Annotated in this window: 15 protein-coding genes; 9 read left to right on the forward strand and 6 right to left on the reverse strand. The window is 69.4% G+C overall.

The window, feature by feature from the left end:
- Positions 1-5: 5 nt before the first annotated feature.
- Together OG787_RS16265 and OG787_RS16270 are read right to left on the reverse strand one after the other, a co-directional pair.
- The gene (locus tag OG787_RS16265) at positions 6-2057 is read right to left on the reverse strand and encodes a calcium-binding protein (protein WP_405535587.1); all 2052 of its coding nucleotides are present in this window, start codon (positions 2055-2057) and stop codon (positions 6-8) included.
- A 212-nt stretch (positions 2058-2269) separates the two neighbouring features.
- The gene (locus tag OG787_RS16270; protein WP_405535588.1) at positions 2270-4117 is read right to left on the reverse strand and encodes a phosphoenolpyruvate carboxykinase (GTP); all 1848 of its coding nucleotides are present in this window, start codon (positions 4115-4117) and stop codon (positions 2270-2272) included.
- 327 nt (positions 4118-4444) lie between these two features.
- Between OG787_RS16270 and OG787_RS16275 the strand changes: the two genes are divergently transcribed.
- From OG787_RS16275 to OG787_RS16285, 3 genes are all read left to right on the forward strand, one after another.
- Complete coding sequence (locus tag OG787_RS16275; RefSeq protein WP_369036057.1) at positions 4445-5161, forward strand: hemolysin III family protein; 717 nt, start codon at positions 4445-4447, stop codon at positions 5159-5161.
- Positions 5162-5272: 111 nt separating this feature from the next.
- On the forward strand, positions 5273-6823 hold the full coding sequence (locus OG787_RS16280) for an MFS transporter (RefSeq protein ID WP_369036056.1): 1551 nt from the start codon (positions 5273-5275) through the stop codon (positions 6821-6823).
- A gap of 5 nt (positions 6824-6828) precedes the next feature.
- Positions 6829-7452: a TetR/AcrR family transcriptional regulator gene (locus OG787_RS16285; RefSeq protein WP_369036055.1), complete on the forward strand. Its 624-nt coding sequence runs from the start codon at positions 6829-6831 to the stop codon at positions 7450-7452.
- A 283-nt stretch (positions 7453-7735) separates the two neighbouring features.
- Here OG787_RS16285 and OG787_RS16290 read toward each other — a convergent pair whose 3' ends face one another.
- Positions 7736-9769, reverse strand: a complete 2034-nt coding sequence (locus tag OG787_RS16290) for a thioredoxin domain-containing protein (protein WP_369036054.1) — start codon at positions 9767-9769, stop codon at positions 7736-7738.
- Between the two features lie 88 nt (positions 9770-9857).
- Entirely contained in the window at positions 9858-11501 is a 1644-nt protein-coding gene (locus tag OG787_RS16295) for a recombinase family protein (RefSeq protein WP_369036053.1), read from the reverse strand.
- 246 nt (positions 11502-11747) lie between these two features.
- On the opposite strand from OG787_RS16295, the gene OG787_RS16300 reads away from it, so the two are divergent.
- The 4 genes from OG787_RS16300 to OG787_RS16315 are packed head-to-tail and all read left to right on the forward strand — an operon-like array spanning position 11748 to position 19831.
- Positions 11748-14948 carry a tetratricopeptide repeat protein gene (locus OG787_RS16300; protein ID WP_405535589.1) on the forward strand — a complete coding sequence of 1067 codons (3201 nt, stop codon included), beginning with the start codon at positions 11748-11750 and terminating at the stop codon, positions 14946-14948.
- 47 nt (positions 14949-14995) lie between these two features.
- Positions 14996-17533 (forward strand): hypothetical protein, encoded by a 2538-nt coding sequence (locus OG787_RS16305; protein WP_405535590.1) that lies wholly within the window; start codon positions 14996-14998, stop codon positions 17531-17533.
- Between the two features lie 4 nt (positions 17534-17537).
- On the forward strand, positions 17538-18842 hold the full coding sequence (locus OG787_RS16310) for a CHAT domain-containing protein (protein WP_405535591.1): 1305 nt from the start codon (positions 17538-17540) through the stop codon (positions 18840-18842).
- Positions 18839-19831: a hypothetical protein gene (locus tag OG787_RS16315; RefSeq protein WP_405535592.1), complete on the forward strand. Its 993-nt coding sequence runs from the start codon at positions 18839-18841 to the stop codon at positions 19829-19831. The genes OG787_RS16310 and OG787_RS16315 overlap by 4 nt, the downstream gene beginning before the upstream one ends.
- Positions 19832-19868: 37 nt before the next feature.
- On the opposite strand, the gene OG787_RS16320 is transcribed toward OG787_RS16315, so the two are convergent.
- Both OG787_RS16320 and mca read right to left on the reverse strand, forming a co-directional pair.
- Entirely contained in the window at positions 19869-20117 is a 249-nt protein-coding gene (locus tag OG787_RS16320) for a hypothetical protein (protein ID WP_369036048.1), read from the reverse strand.
- Entirely contained in the window at positions 20110-20970 is an 861-nt protein-coding gene (gene mca, locus OG787_RS16325) for a mycothiol conjugate amidase Mca (protein WP_369036079.1), read from the reverse strand. The genes OG787_RS16320 and mca overlap by 8 nt, the downstream gene beginning before the upstream one ends.
- Before the next feature lie 146 nt (positions 20971-21116).
- On the opposite strand from mca, the gene OG787_RS16330 reads away from it, so the two are divergent.
- Both OG787_RS16330 and greA read left to right on the forward strand, forming a co-directional pair.
- On the forward strand, positions 21117-21515 hold the full coding sequence (locus tag OG787_RS16330; protein ID WP_235475227.1) for a DUF4307 domain-containing protein: 399 nt from the start codon (positions 21117-21119) through the stop codon (positions 21513-21515).
- 216 nt (positions 21516-21731) lie between these two features.
- Positions 21732-22229 (forward strand): transcription elongation factor GreA, encoded by a 498-nt coding sequence (greA, locus tag OG787_RS16335; protein WP_235475228.1) that lies wholly within the window; start codon positions 21732-21734, stop codon positions 22227-22229.
- Positions 22230-22277: the final 48 nt, after the last annotated feature.

Here is a 22277-nt window from a genome sequence, read left to right on the forward strand (position 1 = left end):
GCTGCTCAGGGGCAGCTGATGCGGGTGTCGCCCGGGTCGGTGGTGCAGGTGTCGAAGCCGGTGCCGCCGTTGGCGGTGTCGTTGCCGCCGACGCCGTCGCGGGTGTCGAGGCGGTCGTTGCCGATGTTGCCGGTCAGGGTGTCGTTGCCCGGGCCGCCGTTCAGGGTGTCGGCACCGGACGCGCCGTCGATGTTGTCGTTGCCGAAGTTGCCGTGGACGGTGTCGTTGCCGATCCCGGGGCGGATGATGTCGTTGCCGCCGAGACCGCAGATCACGTCGTTGCCGCCGGTCCCGTTGAGGGTCTCGGAGGCGCTGGTGCCGGTGATCGTGCAGCCCCGGGAGTTGTTCACGGCTGTGGTCGCCGTAGCGGTGTTGTTGCCGGGGGTCGGATCGCTCGGGGGCGCAGCAACCGTGGCGGTGTTCCTGAGGGTGCCGGTGGCGCGGGGTTCCACGACGAGCGTCACCGTGGCACCGGGCGTACCGGCGGTGAGGGTGCCGAGGTTGCAGTTGGCGCCGGTGGCACTGGTCGTACAGCTGCCCTGGCTGGTGGTCGCGGAGACGACCGAGACGGCGGGGCCGCTGAGCGCGTCGGTGAGGGTGACGCCGGTCGCCGAGGTGCCGGCGGTGGTGTTGGTGACCGTCACGGTGTACGTGGCACGGTCGCCGATGCTCACGGTGCCGGTGCCGCTCTTCGTGACCGACAGGTCCGGGGCCGGAGGCGGCGGCGCAGTGCCGCCTCCCTCGAAACGGGCCAGGGCGAAGTCGCCGTCCGGTCCGCCCCGTCCGGCGGCGACGATCCGGCCGGTGGAGTCGAGCTGCACGCCGTACGCCACGTCGATGCCGCCGAAGTCAGCGGTGGCCCGCCCGCCGGTGCCGAAGCCGCTGTCCAGGCTGCCGCCGGTGGTGTACCGCAGGACCGAGAAGTCGGAGCCGTTGCTGCCGGCGGTGACGATCCGCCCGTCGGGCTGGAGCACCATGCCGGCGGCGCCTGCGGCGGGCGTGACGACCAGGCCGTCACCGTCGAAGCTCGTGTCCAGGCTGCCGTTGGTGTTGTAGCGGGCCAGCGCGCCCCGGCCGTCGCTGCCGCCCGCCGCGACGATCCGGCCGTCGGTCTGTACCGCCAGCGACCCCACCGCGTCGTAGCCGCCGAAGTCGGTGCGGACGATGCCGTCGCCGTCGAAGCCCGTGTCCACGCTGCCGTCGGTGTTGAAGCGCATCAGCGCGAAGTCGAAACGGGTCGAACCGACCTCGCCCCCGACGACGATCTTCCCGTCCGGCTGCAACGCCAGGGCACGGCCGTCACCGCCCTCCTGGAGGACCGGCCCCGCCGGATTGGCGGTGACCGTGCCGTCGCCGCCGAACGTGGTGTCCGGAGTGCCGTCGCCGGTGAGGCGGAGCACCGCCATGTGGCCGCCCGTGTAACCGGCCGCGACGATCCGGCCGGCGGAGTCGATCGCCACGTCCTTGGCCTCGGTCGGGCCGGCGATGTCGGCGAAGACCCTGCCGTCTTCGCTGAAGGTGTCGTCCAGGGTGCCGTCGGCGTTGTAGCGGGCGACGACGAACCAGCAGCAGTCCTCGTACTCCCGCCAGCTCATGCCCACCACGACGATCTTGCCGTCGGCCTGCAACGTCACGGCGTTGGCCTCGCTCCACTGGAGGCTCGGGCCCATGTTGTTGACGGCCGTCGTCACCGTGCCGGGCTCGTCGCCGTCGGCACCGCCGAAGCCGGTGTCCAGGGTGCCGTCGGCGTTGTGGCGGGTCAGCGCGAAGCGGCTCTCCAGCAGCGATTCGTCGGTGGAGGAGCCGACGGAGACGATCTTGCCGTCGGGCTGCGCCGCCACATCGCGGGCCTGGTCACCGTCGGCGAAGTCGGTGAGCACCTTGCCGTCGCCGCTGAAGGTGGGGTCGAGGTCGCCGGGGGCGGCGAGCGCGGTGCCGGGCAGGACCAGGACGAGCGCGAGTCCGACGGCCGCCGCGACGCCGGTCCGGGCCGCCCATGATCTGCGGCGCCCTTCCCGGGACCGGCGCCAGGCCGGTCGTACATGAGATGTGAGCATGTCGGCAGCTATGCGCCGAACACCCGGCGTTCCACCCGCCCGGGGACCGTATTGCGCTCTCTGGCCGCCGAAAATCCATCACCACGGGTGATCGACCATACGAATGTATGACCGACAACACCCGTGGGGATGGTGGTCACCGCGGCCGGCCGTGACGACGTCGCAGGTCAGGGCAAGTCCGACCGGCCGCGGAGTTCTACGGGCTGTGGGCGTCAGCCCAGACGCTGCACCAGCGCCCGGTACTCGTCCCACAGCTCCTTCGGGGTGTGCTCGCCGAACGTGTTGAGGTGCTCGGGGACCAGGGCGGCCTCCTCGCGCCACACGTCCTTGTCGACCGTGAGCAGGAAGTCGAGGTCGGACTCGGAGAGTTCGAGGCCGTCCGTGTCGAGCGCGCCCTTGGCCGGCAGAACGCCGATCGGCGTCTCGACGCCCTCGGCCCTGCCGTCCAGCCGGTCCACGATCCACTTCAGGACGCGGCTGTTCTCACCGAAGCCGGGCCAGACGAACTTGCCCTCGTCGTTCTTCCGGAACCAGTTGACGTAGTAGATCTTCGGCAGCTTGGACTGGTCCTTGTCCTTCGCCACGTCGATCCAGTGGGCCATGTAGTCGCCCATGTTGTAGCCGCAGAACGGCAGCATGGCGAAGGGGTCCCGGCGCAGCTCGCCGACCTTGCCCTCGGCGGCGGCCGTCTTCTCGGAGGCCACGTTGGCGCCCAGGAAGACACCGTGGTTCCAGTCGAAGGACTCCGTGACGAGGGGTACGGCGGTGGCGCGCCGCCCGCCGAACAGGATCGCCGAGATCGGCACGCCCTTGGGGTCCTCCCACTCGGGCGCGATGATCGGGCACTGCGAGGCGGGGGTGGTGAAACGGGCGTTCGGGTGGGCGGCCGGGACTCCGGACTCCGGCGTCCACTCATTGCCCTTCCAGTCCGTCAGGTGGGCCGGAGTCTCCTCCGTCATGCCCTCCCACCAGATGTCGCCGTCGTCGGTGAGGGCGACGTTGGTGAAGACGGAGTTGCCCCACAGGGTCTTCATCGCGTTGGCGTTGGTGTGCTCACCGGTGCCGGGCGCGACGCCGAAGAAACCGGCCTCGGGGTTGATGGCGTACAGCCGGCCGTCCTCGCCGAAGCGCATCCAGGCGATGTCGTCGCCGATCGTCTCGACGGTCCAGCCGCGAGTCGTGGGCTCCAGCATCGCGAGGTTCGTCTTGCCGCAGGCCGACGGGAAGGCGGCGGCGACGTACTTCGACTCACCCTGCGGAGGCGTGAGCTTGAGGATGAGCATGTGCTCGGCGAGCCAGCCCTCGTCGCGTGCCATGACGGACGCGATACGCAGGGCATAGCACTTCTTGCCGAGCAGCGCGTTGCCGCCGTACCCGGAGCCGTACGACCAGATCTCGCGGGACTCCGGGAAGTGCGAGATGTACTTCGTGGAGTTGCACGGCCACGGCACATCGGCCTCGCCCTCGGCCAGCGGCGCCCCGAGCGTGTGCACAGCACGCACGAAGAAACCGTCGGTACCGAGTTCGTCGAGGACCGGCTGCCCCATGCGCGTCATCGTGCGCATGGACACGGCGACGTACGCCGAGTCGGTGATCTCGACGCCGATCGCGGAGAGGTCCGAGCCCAGCGGGCCCATGCAGAACGGGACGACGTACATCGTCCGCCCCTTCATGGAGCCACGGAAGACGCCCTTGTCCCCCGCGAAGATGGCCCGCATCTCGGCGGGGTCCTTCCAGTGGTTCGTCGGACCCGCGTCCTCCTCCTTCTCGGAGCAGATGAAGGTGCGGTCCTCGACCCGGGCGACATCGGTCGGGTCGGAGGCCGCGTAGTAGGAGTTGGGGCGCTTGATCGGGTCCAGTTTCGTGAAGGTGCCTTTTTGGACGAGCTCTTCGCACAGTCGCTCGTACTCGGCCTCGGATCCGTCACACCAGACCACGCTGTCCGGTTGCGTCAGTTCTGCGATCTCGTTCACCCACGAGACCAGTTGCTTGTGGTTGGTCGGGACGGTGCCGGAGAGGGACGTGCCAGAGAGAACGGGAGCCGCGATGTCGCGCGCCACGATTGCTCCTTGAATGAGGGTTTTTTGTTGACTGCCCCTTGGGGGCCGCGACCCGGATGCTTCACGGAATTGATCTCTGGCGCTCATCCGGTGCCGACCGCACTCATTTGATCATCCGACTGGAGCGCCCATCTGTCCAGAGGGCCCCACACCTGAGCGACGTGACCATCGCCACTCACCCTTTACTCCCTCTGGAGTTTCCTCCGGGTCACCACGCATTCACCTGTAGTGCCGAATCCCCAATGTGCGTGAGAGGATGGCCACTTCCAGCCCCTCCCCACACCGCACTGACGCGTAACTTACGGTTACGTAGGTACGATGCCCGTCATGACTGCGTCCGTCCCCGACGCGCCTCTGGACTCACCGGCCGCCGGCCGTGGTCCCATGGCGCTCTCGCTGCCACATTCCGATGAGATCAAGCCCAAGCTGCGCGGCTGGCTGCATCTCGGCATGTTTCCGGCCGTACTCATCTCGGGCCTGGTGCTCACCGCGCTCGCCGGTTCGAGCCGGGCACGCATCGCCTGCGGGATCTTCACCCTCACCGCCTGCCTGCTGTTCGGCGTGAGCGCGCTCTACCACCGCGGCACCTGGAGCCCGCGCATGGACGGCGTCCTGCGCAGGCTCGACCACGCGAACATCTTCCTGATCATCGCGGGCACCTACACGCCGCTCACGATGCTGCTGCTCCCGGAGAGCAAGGGCCAGTGGCTCCTGTGGGGCATCTGGGGTGCCGCCGGGGCAGGCATCGCCTTCCGTGTGTTCTGGGTCGGCGCCCCGCGCTGGCTCTACACCCCCTGCTACATCGCGATGGGCTGGGCGGCGGTCTTCTTCCTGCCGGACTTCATGCGGGCGGGTGGTATCGCCGTCCTGGTACTGGTCATCGTCGGCGGGATCCTCTACAGCGCGGGCGGCGTGATCTACGGCATCAAGCGCCCCAACCCGTCACCGCGCTGGTTCGGCTTCCACGAGGTGTTCCACTCCCTGACCCTCGCGGCGTTCGTGACGCACTACGTGGGGATCTCGCTGGTGGCGTACCAGCACTAGCCCCCCTCGCCCCTTCCTGCTGGCCGCGGCTTCCGAGCCGCGGCCATTTTTCATGCCCGGACGACAAGAGAAGTTTGACACCCACCACCTTTTGAGAGTTACTCTCATTTCATGGCTACTGTCACCAACACAGACGCGGGTACGGCCGACACCCCACCCCTCGACCCCCGCCGCTGGTGGGCCCTGGGTGCCCTGGTCGCGAGCATGCTCGTCCTCGGCTTCGACATGACGATCCTCAACGTGGCGCTGCCGACGATGGCCGAGCAGCTCGGCGCGACCACGGGCGAACAGCAGTGGATGGCGGACGCGTACATCGTCGTGTTCGCGGCCCTGATGCTCCCGGCGGGCCTGCTGGGCGACCGCTTCGGACGACGCCGGATGCTGATCGCCGGCCTCGGCGTCTTCCTGGCCGGTTCCCTGGTGGGCGCACTGGCCCCCGACGTGAACTGGGTGGTCGCGGCCCGAGCACTGATGGGCGTAGGCGCGGCCCTGGTCATGCCGCTGGCACTCTCGGTCCTCCCCTCCCTCTTCCCGTCCCACGAGCGCACCAAGGCGGTCGGTGTCATCTCGGCGGCCTCCGCGCTCGGTATGCCGCTGGGCCCGATCATCGGCGGCTGGCTCCTGAACCACTTCTGGTGGGGCTCGGTCTTCCTGATCAACGTCCCGATGGTCGCCATAGGCATCGCGGCCTGTGTGTTCCTGCTCCCGGAGACCAGCGACCCGTCCTCCCCCAAGGTGGACATGATCTCCACGACACTCACGGCGACGGGCCTGGCCGCACTGATCTACGCAATCATCGAGGCCCCGACCCGGGGCTGGACGGACGCGTTGGTCCTGGCCCTGTTCGCGGCGGCGGCCGTACTCCTCACCACCCTCGTCCTCCGCGAACGCCGGGCGACCCGCCCCATGCTCGACATGACGCTGCTGTCCCAGCGGGGCTTCCTGCTGAACACGGTCGCGGCGACGCTGGTGATGTTCGTCCTGTCCGGCCTGATGTTCGTCCTGCCGCCGTATCTCCAGGCGGTCCTGGGCAGTGACGCGCTGGGCACGGGCGTACGGCTGCTGCCGCTGATGGGCGGCCTGATGGTGGCCGCGCGGACGGCACAGCCGCTGGGAGCCAGGTTCGGCTCACGGGCGACGGTCACGGCCGGCCTGGTGATCCTGGCCTTCTCGGCGATCCTGGGCAGCCGTACGACGGTCGACGCGAGCTACGGCTACACGGCCCTGTGGCTCACCATCGCCGGTTTCGGCTTCGGCTTCGCCGTGGTCCCGGCGATGGACGGCGCCCTCGCCGCCCTGCCCGCCGACCGCGCGGGCAGCGGCTCCGGGCTCCTGATGACGCTGCGGCAGGTCGGCGGCGCGATCGGCATCGCGCTGCTGGGCAGCCTGCTGGCGGGCACGTTCCGCGACCGCCTGGACGTCACGGGCCTGCCCGCGGGAGCGGCGGACACGGCAGGGGACTCGGTGGTGGCGGCACACCTGATAGCGGAGAAGACGGGCTCGGCGGATCTCCTGGCCTCCGCGAACAGCGCGTACGTCCATGGCATGGGCGTGGTCCTGCTGGTGAGCGGAGTGGCGGCGCTGGCGGCGGCCCTGCTGGCAGGAGCGTTTCTCCCGAACACCCCGGACATGGCAGCCGACCGGCCCGATGACCGACAATGACGCGTATGACGGCCGCACGTACCTCTTCCCTCACCGACCGCCCCCAGCTGGGCCTCCGTGAACGGAAGAAGATCAAGACCCGGATGGCGATCCGTTCCGCGACGTACGAACTGATCGAGGACCAGGGGTACGACGCCACGACGATCGAGCAGATCGCCGAGCGCGCCGAGGTGTCGCAGTCGACGGTGTTCCGCTACTTCCCCACCAAGGAGGACATCGTGCTCACCGACGAGTACGACGCCCTGATGGAGGAGGAGCTGCGCAGCCGTCCGGCCGACGAGCCCTGGATCGACTCCCTGCGGTACGTCGTGACGAAGGCCATCGGTGTCACCAAGGCCGAGGAGCCCGGGGTGATCCGTCTGCGCAGCCGGCTGATGCTGGAGGTACCGGCGGTCCGCTCCCGCATGATGGAGAGCATGTCCGAAACGGGCCGCCTCCTCTGCCGCGTCCTCGCCGAACGCACCGGCCGCGACTCCACCGACCTGGAGGTCCGCGTCTACGCGATGTCCCTGATCGGCGGCCTCGCGGAGATCACCGTCTACTGGGCGGAGCACAACTGCGAGGCCGACTTGACCGAGCTGGTGAACCGGGCGCTGAACGTCCTGGAGCATGGCTTGCCGGGGGACTGAGGTGCGGGAGGGCGGGCCGCTTTCCTCGCCCCCGCCGCCCCTACCCATACCCATCCCCTGGGGGCTGCGCCCCCAGCCCCCCGCTGTCGGCCCTGAACGGGCCTTGTCCTCAAACGCCGGACAGGCTAAAAGATCAAGCCCCGGCCGGCACCACATCCAGCCCGTCCGGCGTTTGAGGACGAGGCCGTTCAGGCCGAAAGGGGGGTCTGGGGGCGCAGCCCCCAGGGATGGGACGGGTAGGGGCGGCGGGGGCGAAAAAAGCCCGCTACGGGCACCGCCCGTTTCAGCCACCCAACGCCACCCGCAACCCCTCCGGATCAGTCGTCGGAGCATCACACGTGAAGTTCCGGCACACATACGCAGTCGGCGCACCCCCGACCAACGGCCGCCCCGCAAGCAACGGCAACTCGTCACTGTCCGCAACCCCCACAGCGACAACAGCCCCCGGAGCGGTAGCGAGCAGCGCCACCCGGTGCAGAGCAATCGTGGCCGGATCCCCAAGGTCCGGCCCGACGACCGCAACCTCCCGAGGCCCGTCGAGCAACGCCTCCGCAACAGCCAGCCCCCACCCGATGAACCGAGGCACACGCGGCCCAAGCGCCTTCACCACCCCCAACGCCCGCTCGGCAGCGGCCCGATGAGGCTCGGCCCCGGTCTGCGCGGCATACCCGAGCAACGCCCCCGCAGCAGCACTCCACCCGGAGGGAACCGCATTGTCCGTAGGATCCTGAGGCCGCCGAATGAGCTGCTCGGCATCACTCGCCGTGTCGTACAAGGACCCTGACTCGGCATCGACGAACCGCACGAGCACATGGTCGAGCAGCAACCCGGCGAACTCCAGCCACACCCCCTCCCCCGTCACGGAGGCCAGCGCGAGGAACCCCTCGGCGACATCGGCGTAGTCCTCCAACACCCCGGCGTTCGCCCCGACTTGACCGTCCTTGCTGGTACGGGCGAGATGCGCCCGGTCGTCCAGATGAACCCGTACGAGAAGATCGGCGGCGGCAAGCGCGGCGTCGACAAGGTCGGGCCGCTCGAAGTAGGCCCCGGTCTCGGCGAGCGCGGCGATGGCGAGCCCGTTCCAGGCGGCGACCACCTTGTCGTCCCGCCCGGGAGCAGGCCGCGCGGCACGGGCTTCGAGCAACCGAACCCGAATGGAGTCGACCTTCTCGGCGTCGAACACCCCCTCGTGCTGCGGAAGTTGAAGAACAGACGCCCCCTCCTCGAAGGTGCCGTCCGCCGTGACCCCGAAGTAGTGCGAGGCAAGCGCCGCATCCTCATCGCCGAGCACCTCGGCAAGCTGGGCCGGCGTCCAGACGTAATAAGCACCCTCGACGTGTCGACCAGTCCCGTCATCACTGTCGGCGTCGAGCGCGGACGCGAACCCCCCTTCGTCGGTACGGAGTTCACGCACCATGAAGTCGGCGGTCTCCAGGGCGATACGCCGGGCGAGTTCGGAGCCGGTGGCGCGCCAGAGGTGGGCATAAACGCGACACAAAAGCGCATTGTCATACAACATCTTCTCAAAGTGGGGAATCTGCCACTCTCGATCAACGGAATAGCGGGCAAACCCGCCCCCGAGTTGGTCGTAAATCCCGCCACGGGCCATCCGCTCGCACGTATCCGCAGCCATCTGCAGCGCGCCCTCCGAGCCGCTCCGCGCATGATGCCGCAGCAGGAACTCGACGATCATGGACGGCGGGAACTTGGGAGCGCCGCCAAACCCTCCATGCTGGGCGTCGTAGTCCCGCGTGAGACCGAGGAGCGCCCGGGTCAGCTCCTCCTCGCCGGGGGCAGTGGTGTCGCCATAGGAGATCTCACGCTGGGAAAGGTCGCGCACGATCTTTCCCGCGACCTCGGCAACCTCGTCCCGGCGGTCCGCCCAAGCTGCCCGCACCCCTTCGAGGACCTGCCGGAAGGAAGGCATCCCGTTGCGGGGAGCGGGCGGGAAGTAGGTGCCGAAGTAGAAAGGCTCGGCGTCGGGGGTGAGGAACACAGTCATGGGCCAGCCGCCCTGCCCGGTTGCGGCTTGCACCGCTTCCATGTAGACGGCGTCAATATCCGGGCGCTCTTCGCGGTCAACCTTGATGTTGACAAAGTGTTCGTTCAGAAAAGCGGCGACGACCTCGTCTTCAAAGCTCTCTCTGGCAAACACATGGCACCAGTGGCAGGAGCTGTATCCCACACTGAGGAGAACAGGCACACCTCGTCGACGAGCCTCCGCGAAGGCAGCGGGCTCCCACTCCCACCAGTCAACAGGGTTGTCCGCGTGCTGGATGAGGTAGGGGGAGGAAGCAAGCGCGAGTCGGTTGGGCATACCCCAATCCTCGCGTACGAGGTGAGGTCACGCACACGCACCCCGAGTGCCGAACATCGTCAGGACTGCCCGGCGCCAGAACTCCACCTCACGTTTCTGGAGGCGGAGTCGTCTTCGAGAGCCAGTCGAACTCCAGCCGCTCCAGGATCGGGGTGGGGTCCCCTTGGCGGGCCGCTGGCTTGACCGTGACACCCTTGTCTCCGAGTGAGCACCTCAGCAGCGTTCGCCTGTCGGCCATGTCCGCCCCTGCCCACGCTTCTCTCAGTGTGTCGATCCGCGCGGCGGCTGGCGGAACGGCTTCAGCTTCCAGCGCGGCCAGAGTCGCGACCGTGGCTTCGATGACAGTGCGTTGCCCCTCGCTCAGCTCCTCGAAGCGTTCCTCATCGATCTTGCCGTAGACATAGAAGTCTTCTTCAAGCTTCTCCACCCGCCTCTGGGCGGCCTCCAGAGCGTTCCGCGTCTCCTCCCTCTTCACCTGCACCTCCGGGGTCAGGAAAGCGGCCCATCGACGGGCGATCTCTGCGATCACCGGGTCGTCCGGCTCAAGGGTGGTGATGTGTTCGACCCATGCATCCCCAACCGCGTGGTCAATTCGTTCAGCGAGAGTCACCACACCCTCACAGATGTATTTACCGCGTGTCTGCCTGACTTCGCACCGATAACGCCCGCCACGGTGGTTCATGAAGCCACCGCACACTTCGAGTTCCCCGGTGCCGTTCTTGTCCCGCCTTCGCCCGCATCGGTAGCTTCCCGTACCGAGATACCTGGTTCCCGGTTTCGCCTTCGCCCAGCGCTCATCGGTCCTTCCGGCGATGAGCGCCTTGATCCGGAACCACTCGTCCGGGGTCACAACCCCCGTTCCGCACATGACGATCTCGCCCCGTGGGTCACGCAGGGGTGATCCGTAGCCCTCCCAGCGGTCAAGGAGGTTCCCATGTTCGTCGGCCACCCGTCGGCGGACCGGGACCATACCCGCGAAGAGCGGAGACTGAGCAAGTTTGCTCACCGCGGTCGGAGACCAACTTGCCCCGCTCCGCGTCCGATGGCCCTCCTCGTTCAGTCGGTGAGCTGTCTCCTGCGTCGTCTTCCTGTCCAGCAGCAGACTCGCCAGTCTGCGGGCCGTCTCGTACTCGTCCGGATGGGGTTCGACACGACCGCTTCCCTGCGCGCTGTAGAGCCCGAACGGAGGTTTGCCCGTTCCTCGTCGGCCTTCCGCCTTGTGCGCGTCATGGCCTGCCTTGACACGCTTCGCCATGTCCTTCGCTTCGTCTCTGGCACGCTCGCTCAGAATCGCGAAGACCAGGCGTCCGCCCCTCGCCGAGTCCAGTCCTTCCGAGACGGACACAAGGCGCGACTTCCTACGGTCGAATTCGTCCAGCATCCGGCCCACCGCACCCATGCCACGCCTGTCGAAACGGTCGGTCTTCCATACACCAAGCGTCTTGGACTTCCCGTCCATGACCGCTTGCGTGGCCTTCTCGAACTCCCGCCGCCGTACGTGGGTCTTGGATGCCGAAAGCTGCTCGAACCAGACATGCCGGATCTGGAGTCCCTCTGCCCGCGCCCAGCACACAAGGTCTCGCAGGTGCCCCCGAAGGGTGGCCAGGTCTTCCTTCTTGCCGCTCCGCCGCAGGTAGGCGTCCATAAGCCCGGCTGGTTCCGCCGTTACGGGCTTGTCCAGCCCCATCTCCCCCAGTTCGTGAGAACTGAACCCCAACTCGATCAGCGTCACGTGATCGTCTCGCACCGCAATCCCCCCCTTTGCCTCCAAGAGGGACCCTACGCAGCCATTGGTCCGTTGCTGTCCATCTTCCAAGAAAGAGGTAGGACCAGTCACTCAACCGAGCGAACGCTGCGGTTCCGGAAGCCTGTGAAACCAGAAACTCTGCCGCGTGATCGCTCGGCCCTCTCCCCTCCACGCCCTATCCGCAGCACACTTGACGACGGGAAAGCCGTCGTTGCCAGAGGGGGACACACCATGCGGGACAGCCACCGGGCGGAAGCCGAGCGGCTGTTGGTCCGGGCCGTGGAGGAAGAGGTGCGCCGGTCCGGTGGACGTACCGACGGGGGCGTGCTGCTCACGCGGGCGCGCGGCGCGCTGGACGCCATGGCGCAGTCGTCCGCGGAGGAGTACGAGGCGTACACGCGGGCGCTCGACGAGGCGAGGGCCGGACAGCTCACGTTCGGGCAACGGTACGCCCGTGAGGGCGCCGGAACTCCCTTGCTGGTGGCGGCCGTTGCCGCCCTGGCCGCTGGCATCGCCGACCTCGCGCTCGGCACCGGCGCAGGCACCGCCGCCGGCGCGGCGCTCACCGTCGGCGTCGTCGGCGCCGCCGCGACCGTCCTCAAGGTGACCGCCTCCCACCTCCCCGCCGCCCACCATCGCGCCGGTGCCGTGAGCCAGCCCGGCGGTCCCGAGCAGCTGCGGCTGACCTGGCTGACGGCGCTGGAGGTACGCGGTATCCGCCCGTTCCTCGACCAGCAGCGGGTGCTCAGCGCGTCCACCGGGCCGAAGAAGTCGGGGCCGAGGCTGCGCGGCACCGACAAGAGCGCGGCGGCCCGCAGCCGTAGCGTCCTCGAGCAGTCGTTCGCCCAACTCCCGGACCCGGACGAGCCGTTCGCGGGCCGGCGGCAGGAGCTGGCCCGGATCCGGCAGTGGGTGCACGCGGCCCGGGCGAGTACGGAGACCCGGCCGACCCTGGTCGTCCTGCACGGCGCGTCCGGCAGTGGCCGCAGCGCGCTGGCGATCCACGCGGCGCACGATCTGCGGGACCAGTTCCGGGGCGCCTGCGTGGTGGATCTGCGCGGCGACAGCCAGGAGGAGCCGCCGCTGCCCACCCGCGACGCCCTCCTGCACCTCCTGAACCGGCTCGGCGCCTCCCGCGAACAGCTGCTCTTCCGTGAGCGTTCGTCACCGGACCAGCAGGTCAGAAGGCTGGGCGAGCTGTACCACCAGCATCTCACCAGGGTCCCGGTGACCATCGTCCTGGACGACGCCCAGGACCCCGAGCAGGTCCGCACCCTCATCCCGGAGCGCTCCGACAGCCTCGTCATCGCCACCACCCGACAGCCCCTCGACCTCCCGGCCGACCTGCCCTTCTGGGTCCATCAGCTGCCCGTCGAGTCCCTGGACGCGGCGGGCAGCGACGAACTGCTCAGCGCGTCCGCGCAGCAGCAGGCAGGGCCCCCCGACGCCGAATCCGCCGCCCGCATACGGGAGTTGTGCGGCGGGCTACCGCTCGCGCTGCGCATCGCCGGCTCCGCGCTCGGCCCGCGCAGCCCGCGTCGGCTGGCGGCGGACCTCGGCGCGTACGGCCCCGTGGAGCCGGTCGAGCGGGTGCTGTGGCTGCGCTACACCGACCAGTCGGAGCAGGCCCGGCGGCTGCTGCGCAGGCTGGCGCTGGCGGGACGCGCCTCGCTCGGCACCGCCGCGGCCGCGTCCCTCCTCGGCACCGACCAGGGCGAGGCGACCCGGCAGCTCGACGCGCTCGCCCGCGCCGGTCTGATCGACCATGTCCGGGGCAGCCGTTACCGACTGCACGACCTGGTCCGCGCCTTCGCGCAGGCCCGTCTCCTGGACGAGGAGCAGCCGGCCGAGCGCACGGCCGCGCAGGAACGTCTCATCGTGAACTACGGCGAGCTGGCCGACTCGGTGCTGCGGCTGGTCGACGGCAACATGTCGACCCGCTCGGACCGCTTCAGCCCGCACGGCTTCACCTCCCTCGACGAGGCGCTGCGCTGGCTGGACGACGAGTCGAGCTTCATCACGGCGACCCTGCGGCACGCGGAGGGCGTCAACCAGGCCGCCGTACTCAATCTCCTCGGCGCCCTGTGCGACTACTGCCTGCTGCGCGGCGACCTCTACCGGCTCGGTGAGATCAGCGAGCTGGCCGAGTCCGTCGACCAGGGGCTGCTGGTGCGTTCGGTGCAGTGGCGTACGGGCATCGCCGCCCGTCAGCTGGGCGAGCTGGACAAGGCGCGCACCACGCTCACCTCGGTCGTCGAGCTGTACATGGAGGCCCATCACGACGCGGGCGCCGCCCGGGCCCTGTGCTCGCTCGGCATCACACTGCACCACCAGGGCAACCTGGTCGAGGCGGCGGCCAAGCTCCAGGAGGCCCTGGATCTCCAGCAGGCCCCCGAACTGGCGACCGACCGCGCCTGGACGATGCACGCCCTCGCCGCCGTCGAACGCGACCGCTCCCGCCTCGCCCAGGCGTGGGACCTGCTGACCCGTTCCCTGGTCCTGCACCGCGCGGGCGAGTCGATCCACGGCGAGGCGTGGGCCCACTTCCAGCTCGGCCAGCTGGGCCTGCGCATGGGCGACGTACCGCGCGCCGAGACCGAACTGCGCACGGCCCTCGATCTGTACGGCCGTACGCGCGACGCCCGTGGCGAGGCCTGGGCGCTGACGCAGCTGGCGCGGGCCCGGCTGGTCGCCGGGGACGCGTCGGCGGCGGTGGACGGGCTGCGCCAGGCGGCCTCGGTCCACCGGGACAACGAGGACGCGCGCGGGGAGGCCTGGTCGGTCTACTACCTGGGCCAGTCCCTGGAGGAGACGGGCAACCTGGATCTCGCGGTCCGCGAGCTGGAACGTTCCCGCACGATGTTCTCCCGTATCCGCGACGTCTACGGCCTCGCCTGCGCCCGCCATCACTCGGCCCGTGTCACCCGGGACCAGCGGGCCGTCCAGACGGGCTCCCTGCGCAACTCGGGCTTCGCCCGGCAACTCCTGGTCGACGCGCGCGCCGACTTCCAGCGCATCGGGGTGGCCCACGGCGAGGCCTGGACCTGCCTGGAACTGGCGGTGGTCGACGCGGGCAACGCCCGCACCCAGCAGGCACTGGCCCTGTGCGACGAGGCGATCGCCCTGTTCACCTCGTACGGCGACCGACGCGGCGAGGACTGGGCCCGCTTCCTGCGCTGCACCCTGCTGCCGTACGCGGCCCCCGGCGGCGTCGAGATCGGCACAGCGGTCGCCCAGGAGGAGCTGTCCCAGCTCGTCCGCGCCCGCCACCCGTCCCGCGACGAGAAACTCGACGACTTCGCCGAGGCCTACCAGCTTCTCCTGGAGCGCGGTGTGAGACTCGAATCAGGGTGGCAGGCTTGGCGGTTGGGGATGATCCCGGGGAGGCATGCGCGGGAGATCATGGGCGTGGCGGTGGCGGCGGCTTCCTGAGGGGTACGGGATCCGGGGCCCGGCGGTCGGAAGGAGGGGGAGCGCGGGTGAGTGAGTGGCTGCCGGGGGCGGCGCGGGACATCGAAATGCTGCAACTGGGGTCTGTCCTGGAGGAGTTGTCGGCTCCGGGCGGGCGACGCGTCCTCGTGCTCCACGGTCCGCCGGGCGCGGGGAAGTCGACGCTGGCGCGGAGGCTTGCCACCGAGTTCGGGGCGTCCCACGACATACCCGTCCACTGGCTGGCGCTGGGCTACCGCAGAAGTGATCCGGAGCAGGTGCTGCTGCGACTGCTCCGGCGGGCGGGGGAGATGCCGCCCGGCGACCTGTGCGACGCACTCCTGGGCAGACTGACGAACCTGGTCTCTCTGGCATACGCAGCCCGCGGGAACTGGCCCAATGCCATACCGTCGCTGTTCGTGCTCGACGCCCTGACAGAAGGGACCCCCGGGCGAGTACTTCTGAGGTTGGTCACCGACCTGTTCAGGGACACTCCCCACAACCTGATCGTGACGGCCAGGTCCCACGGCGCGCCGTGGGACGAGGTTCCGGACATCGTGCGCCACGAGATAACCCCGCTCGACGATTTTTCCCCCCGCGAGTGGGTCGCGGCGCGCTACGCGCAACTGACAGAGCAGGACGCCGCGTTGATGGACACTCTCGTCTCCTGGCAAGGAGGTGAGTTCTCACCGGACATGCCATTGTTCGGCGACCGGATCACCGTCTCGGAGATGCGCCAGTCGATCGAGCGGCTGCACGAACACCAACTGCTGCAACAGACCCGCCCCGGCTGGTACGAAGTACGACTCCCGGTACGCAACGAGATCCACCGGTACCACGGTCGCCACAACCGCCGTTCCGGCTCGGACCTGTTGGACACGACCCTGGCCCGCTCCCTGATCGACGAGCCCGGCGAACTGGGCGAGGCGGCCGAGCCCACGGTCGACCTCGCGCTGCGCCTCGCGCGCGCCGGGACGCTGGACCCTCCCGACTTCACCGGCCGGCTGGCACGCCAACTGGCCGTCGAAGGGGCCCTGCTACCCCTGCTGATGCTCAAGGCGGGGCTGAGGCGCGCGGGTGGCGACGACAGCGCGCTCACCGTCCCGCTGGCCATGGCCGTCCGGCACGCAGGGCAACCGGAAGCCGCGGCCCGAACGCTGGCGGGCGTCGACACCGAGGACGCCATCCGTGAACTCGCCCTCACCCAGCACCACATGGGCCTGCTGCACGAGGCCGAGTCCACGCTCGACACCCTCCTCACCGGCCGCCCGGACGGCTGGGCCCTGCACATCCGCGCCGCGATCCGCACCGACCGGGGCGAACTGCACGCCGTAGGGCCGCTGTTGCGCCGGGCGATCGAGACCCACCAGGTGCGCGGCGACCGACGTGGCGAGGCCTGGGCCGTCTTCCACTACGGCCGGCTGCGGCTGATGCGCTGGGACCTGGAGGAGGCCCGCAAGCGACTCGAAGCGGCCTGGCACACGTTCCGCGACGTGGGCGACGTACTGGGAGCCACCTGGGCGAACACCGAACTGCGCCGGGTCGCAATGCTGTTGCAGGGCCAGGAACTCGACGTACTGGCAGAGGTGATGGCGCTGGAAGAACTCCAGGAGGCACCCTCGGCCCACCAGAGATGCGGCGACGTACGCGGCGAGGCGTGGGCGACGCTGCTGCTGGGCGTGGCGTACGCGGATGCCGGACAGCCGGAGACGGCGTCCAGAGCGCTGGAGCGGGCGCTGAAGTCCTTCGAGTCCCTGCCGGACCGGTTGGGACGCGCCTGGGCCCTGCACCACCTGGCGCCGACGACACTCCGGAGTGGCTCGGCACAACTTCACCAGGCGCTGGAAGCCTTCGCCGAAGCCGGATGCGCCGGCGGACAGGCCTGGACTCAGCTCCAACTGGCCCTCCACCCGCGCAGGAGCCAGTCCCTGCCGGGCACCTCGGCATGGCTGGACAAGGCCCAGCTCGGCTTCGAGGCGATCGACGACATCACGGGCGCGCGACTGGTGTCCGTCCTGCGCAACGGGCTCCTCCCAGGCAGCCGTCGCGAACTGGCGATACGGACACTCACCGGGCTCTATCCGCGCCGCATCCTCGACGGCATCGACTGGAACACCGGGCAGGTCACCCTCCCCCACACCCTCCGCCACCTCGCCCCCGAACCAGGCGCCTTCACCGACGACACCCTCCCCGCGGACCTCCCGCTCACGGCATCCCGCGTCCGCCTGACACTCCTGGGCAGGCGCCCTCCGACGGTCGGCAGGCCCACCCACCTCAGTCTGCTCGTCGTACCCGGCCCAGATCATCCGCAATGGTCCGCACCGGAAGACCTCTGGTCCCAACTGACCGCACGCGCAACCCCCTTGACCGACTCCGACATCGAACCGGCGCACTCCATACCCATCGGCGCAGACGCGCACTTCCGCTTCGTCCCGCACACCCCCGGCCGCCACCGCATCCGGTTCACCATCGAGCACGCGCAGTCCCGCACGGTCCTCCAGCAGGTGGAGACGGAGTTCGACGTCACCGACCCCTCAGCGACCGTGCCCCCTGTCGCCCCGCCGCCCGTCTCCGAAGGGAGGGCCTGACCAGGTGGCCCGCGACCTGCCCGTACGTGTCGTCCAGGACCCGAGCGACGGCTTCACCCGGCTGCCCACCCGGGTCCAGCCGCCCGACCTGGTCGTCGGTTTCGACACGTACGGCCAAGGCCGCATCCTGGCCCGGATGCACGGCGCCGCGGTCCCCGCGCTGAGCGGCACCGAGCACAAGACCCTCCTGGAGGCGAAACCCCGGGAGGTCGCCGCCGTGACCGCGCGGCTGCGCCGTATGTGGAAGGACGAGTTCGTCGACGTACAGCCCCTCGACGAGTCTGGCCGTCCCGCGCCCGGCCGCCCGGCCTTCCCGTACGCGACGCTCGTGGACCTGACGGCCGAGCCGGCGGACGAGCTCCTGGCTGCGGTGTCCCAACTCGCCGCATACGGGACCCAGTTGCTGTTCGACGTCCTGCTGGGCGGGGACAGTGAGCCGGTGAAGCTGTTCCGCGGGTTCCTCAACGAGGTGCTGCGCGCGGACGAACCGCTCCGCGTCCGCTTCGACTCCGACCTCTTCGTGCCGTGGCCGATGCTGTGCCTGCCGCCCGACGCGACGGACGAGCCCGGATTCCCGGGGGTGTTCCGGCGTTTCCTCGGCCACCGGCACCGGATCGAGCAGACCGGCGGCGGTTTCTACACGACGGTCCCCGACGGACGCGAGCGCCCGGCGCCCGCGGTACCGGCCGTGAGCCTCAACCACGACACCTTCGTCGACCGGCACCGCAGGACCAGAGCCACCGAGGTCGCGTCCGTGCTCGCCCGGGGCGGCGCCCTGACCGAGCGGACGACCCGGCCGCAGCTGGAGGAGGCGCTCCAGGACACCGCCCTCGACGAGCAGCTGATGTACTTCTGGTGCCACGGCCAGTTCGAGCCGGCCGAACCCGAACCGCCGTATCTCGTGCTGAAGCTGACCGACCAGAAGCCCATCGACGCCTACACCGTGCGCGCCCACCGGCCGCCCCGCCACGAATGCGCGCCCTTCCGTCCGTTCGTCCTGCTCAACGCCTGCTTCGCGGGCCTCCCCGGCAACGCCGACCTCGCCTACCTCGGCCGCGCCCTCATCGAGACGGGCGCCCGCGGCATCCTGGGCCCGCAGATGGAGATACCGCAGGTCTTCGCCGCCGAGTACGCCCTGGAGTTCCTCAGCCGCTATCTGACCGGCGGGGAGACCGCCGGTACGATCGCCCACGCCGTCGCCCGCCACTTCGCCGACGAGTTCCACAACCCGCTCGGCTTCGCCTACGCCCTGCACTGCGGCATGGACAGCCGGCTGGAACGAGCCGAGCCGGCGGATGTGACCTCATGAGCCTGAGCCGCGCCGACATCCGTGTCGTCGACCTGGCCCCCGACGGGTGGCTCATGGAAGACACTCCCAGCGGCCTCCGACCCGTCCCCGCACACCGTCTCGACGCCCACTTCGCCGAGGAGCTGGCTCCACCGCCCTGGGCCACGGACCTGCTCGTCTACGCGCACGGCTGGCAGACCTCGCCGGAGTCCGCACTCACCTCCGTGCACCGACTGCTCGCACTGGCGGAGGCGCAGACGCAGCACGACAGCGCGCGCTATCCCCGTCTCAAGCCCTGGCGCCCCTGGACCGTCCTCGTCCGCTGGCCCTCCCGCTCGCTTCCCTCACTCGGCGGCTACCGCCGCATCCGGGACCGGGCACACGCCATGAGTACGCAGGGGCACGCGGCACACGTCATCGGCCGTCTCCTCGGCTACCTGGACGCCCACCGCACCGACCCGGCCGCCCCACCGGTGCTCGCCAACCGCGACGGACAGTATCTGCACCTGGTCGGGCACTCCTTCGGCTGCCGGCTGCTGTGCGAGGCCGTCCAGTGGTCGGCGCGGGAGGAGCCGCTCACCCTGGGCTGGAGCACGCCGAGCCCGGCCGGCCGGCCGTTCACCGTCGACTCGATGCTGCTGTTGCAGATGGCGGCGCCCCGTGACGCCTTCGCGAACACGTTCACCGCACTTGCCGGAGCCCCGCTGCGCGGTCCGGTCGTGGCGACGTACTCACAGCACGACCGGGCCACCGGGTTCTGGCACCTGCGTGCCGAGAAGCGGGCCGGTATCGGCTACGCGGGCATCGGCACCGCACCCGCCCCGGTCTCCACGATCCGCATGCTGTCACCGGACGAGCCGTACCCGCTGGCCGCCCTCGACCACCGCTTCGTCAGTGTCGACGCGAGCGACGTCTTCGTGCGCGGGCACGGCCCCGCGGGTGCCCACTCGGACCATCTGCGGCCGGAGTCCGCCCATCTGCTGCTGTCCCTGGCCGACCACAGCCGGTGAGAGGGAGGCACAGCGCGGGCGGGCTCCGCAGCTCGCGTCAGCCCTGCCGGGTCTTGGGGTCGGCCGGGGTCTCCTCGGAGACGCCCTTCGGGTCCGTGGGTTCCTTGAAGTCGATCCTGCCCATCTGCTTGTTCATCGACTTCATCAGGCCCCACACCGCGAGGGCCATCACCGCGAACACGATGAAGCCGAGGACACCGGGGGTCACCTTGTCCTCGTCGACCTCCGCGGCGAACGGGACGAGATGCGTCATTGCCAGGCTTGCGCTTGCGCTCATGTCAGGCATTGTCGCGGATGCCCGCAAAGAGGTCGTCCTCGGGGAGGGAAGTGTCCACGAGCGACTTCGCCAGCTCGTACTCCTCGGTCGGCCAGACCTCCCGCTGGATCTCCAGCGGCACCCGGAACCAGCCCCCGTCGGGGTCGATCTGGGTGGCGTGCGCGAGCAGTGCCTTGTCGCGGATCTCGTAGAACTCCGCGCACGGAACATGCGTGGTCAGCGTGCGCTCGGTGCGCTCGAACTCCGACCACCGCTTCAGCCAGTCCGCGTACGGCGACTCCATCCCGCGCTCCAGGAGCGCGTTGTGCAGCGCCTCGGTGCGCGGGCGGTTGAAGCCCTGGTTGTAGTACAGCTTCTGCGGCTGGTACGCCGGGCCGTACTCCGACTCCGGGTAGGTCTCGGTGTCGGCCGCGCCCTCGAAGGCCACCATCGAGATCTTGTGGGTCATGATGTGGTCGGGGTGCGGGTACCCGCCGTTCTCGTCGTACGTCGTGATCACCTGCGGGCGGAACGAGCGGATCTGCTTGACCAGCTCCCCGGCCGCCTTGTCCACGTCCTCCAGGGCGAAGCAGCCCTCGGGGAGCGGGGGCAGCGGGTCGCCCTCCGGGAGGCCGGAGTCGACGAAGCCGAGCCACTCCTGCTTGACGCCGAGGATCTCGCGGGCCTCGTCCATCTCCTTCTTGCGTACCTCGTGGATGTGCTCCTCGATGTACTTGTCGCCCTGCAGCTTCGGGTTGAGGATGGACCCGCGCTCCCCGCCCGTGCAGGTCACGACGAGCACGTCCACCCCCTCGGACACGTACTTCGCCATGGTGGCCGCACCCTTGCTCGACTCGTCGTCGGGGTGCGCGTGCACGGCCATCAGTCGCAGCTGGTCAGTCAAGACTCAATCCTCGTAAGTCGGCGCCCGGTGTGAGCGGGTGCAGTGAGCGGCTTCTATAGTGACCGAACCGAGCGGCCAATAATTCCGGGGCCCGGCTTTCCAGGGGCCTCGCGGAGAGGACGATCATGAGTACGGCGACCACGCGACCGCCCGAGGGACGGTACGGCCGCTCCACGGACGAGCGCGCCGATCACAGGCTCAGGGTCGCCGCCGCGGTACTCGGAACCGTCCTGCTCGTCGTGCTCGGCTGGTTCGGCTACCACTATGTCGTCGGCAACAAGATCAGCGCCGAGATCATCACCTTCAAGACGTACAGCACGTCGGTGAAGGTTCACCTGGAGGTCCGCAAGGACTCCGGCGCGAACGGCTACTGCACGGTCCGCTCCCAGGCCGAGAACGGCGCCGAGGTCGGCCGCGCCGACTTCCGCTTCGACGGCGACGCCACCCGGATCGACCAGGTCGTCACCCTCCGTACGACGTCCCAGGGCACCACGGCCGAGCTGCTCGGCTGTCACGCCGACTGAGGACTCCCCCAGAACCTGGCCCAGGGCTTGGACCAGGGCCGTCATCGGGGTCACTCTCATCACATAAGCGCTGACCTGCGTCGATGTTTTTCTGATGGCTTATGTCCTCCCCCTGCCGCCGCTGAATTGTTAGGCTCGTGGTTTCGCCCATCCGAGAAGGAACATTCTTCTGGGTAGGGCGATGCTTTGTATTCCCAGTACCTACGAGGAGCACCTGTGACCCAGACCAGCGAGAACGTCACCTGGCTGACCCAGGAGGCGTACAACAAGCTCAAGGACGAGCTTGAGCACCTTACTGGTCCTGCGCGCACGGAGATCGCCGCCAAGATCGCCGCTGCGCGTGAGGAGGGCGACCTGCGCGAGAACGGCGGGTACCACGCGGCCAAGGAGGAGCAGGGCAAGCAGGAGCTCCGTGTGCGCCAGCTGACCCAGCTCCTGGAGAACGCGAAGGTCGGCGAGGCTCCGGCGGCGAACGGCGCGGTCGCGCCCGGCATGGTCGTGACCATCGCCTTCGACGGCGACGAGGACGACACGCTGACCTTCCTGCTCGCCTCCCGCGAGTACGCCAGCGCCGACATCGAGACCTACTCCCCGCAGTCCCCGCTGGGCCGTGGAGTGAGCGACAAGAAGGTCGGCTCGGACGCCCAGTACGAACTGCCGAACGGCAAGCTCGCCTCCGTGAAGATCCTGAAGGCCGTGCCCTACCAGAGCTGAGCCTCCACACCTTCACCGTCCCCCGCATCAGCCCTTGCGAGCCCCCGG

Source organism: Streptomyces sp. NBC_00075 (assembly GCF_045041225.1).
Lineage (GTDB): Bacteria > Actinomycetota > Actinomycetes > Streptomycetales > Streptomycetaceae > Streptomyces > Streptomyces adonidis.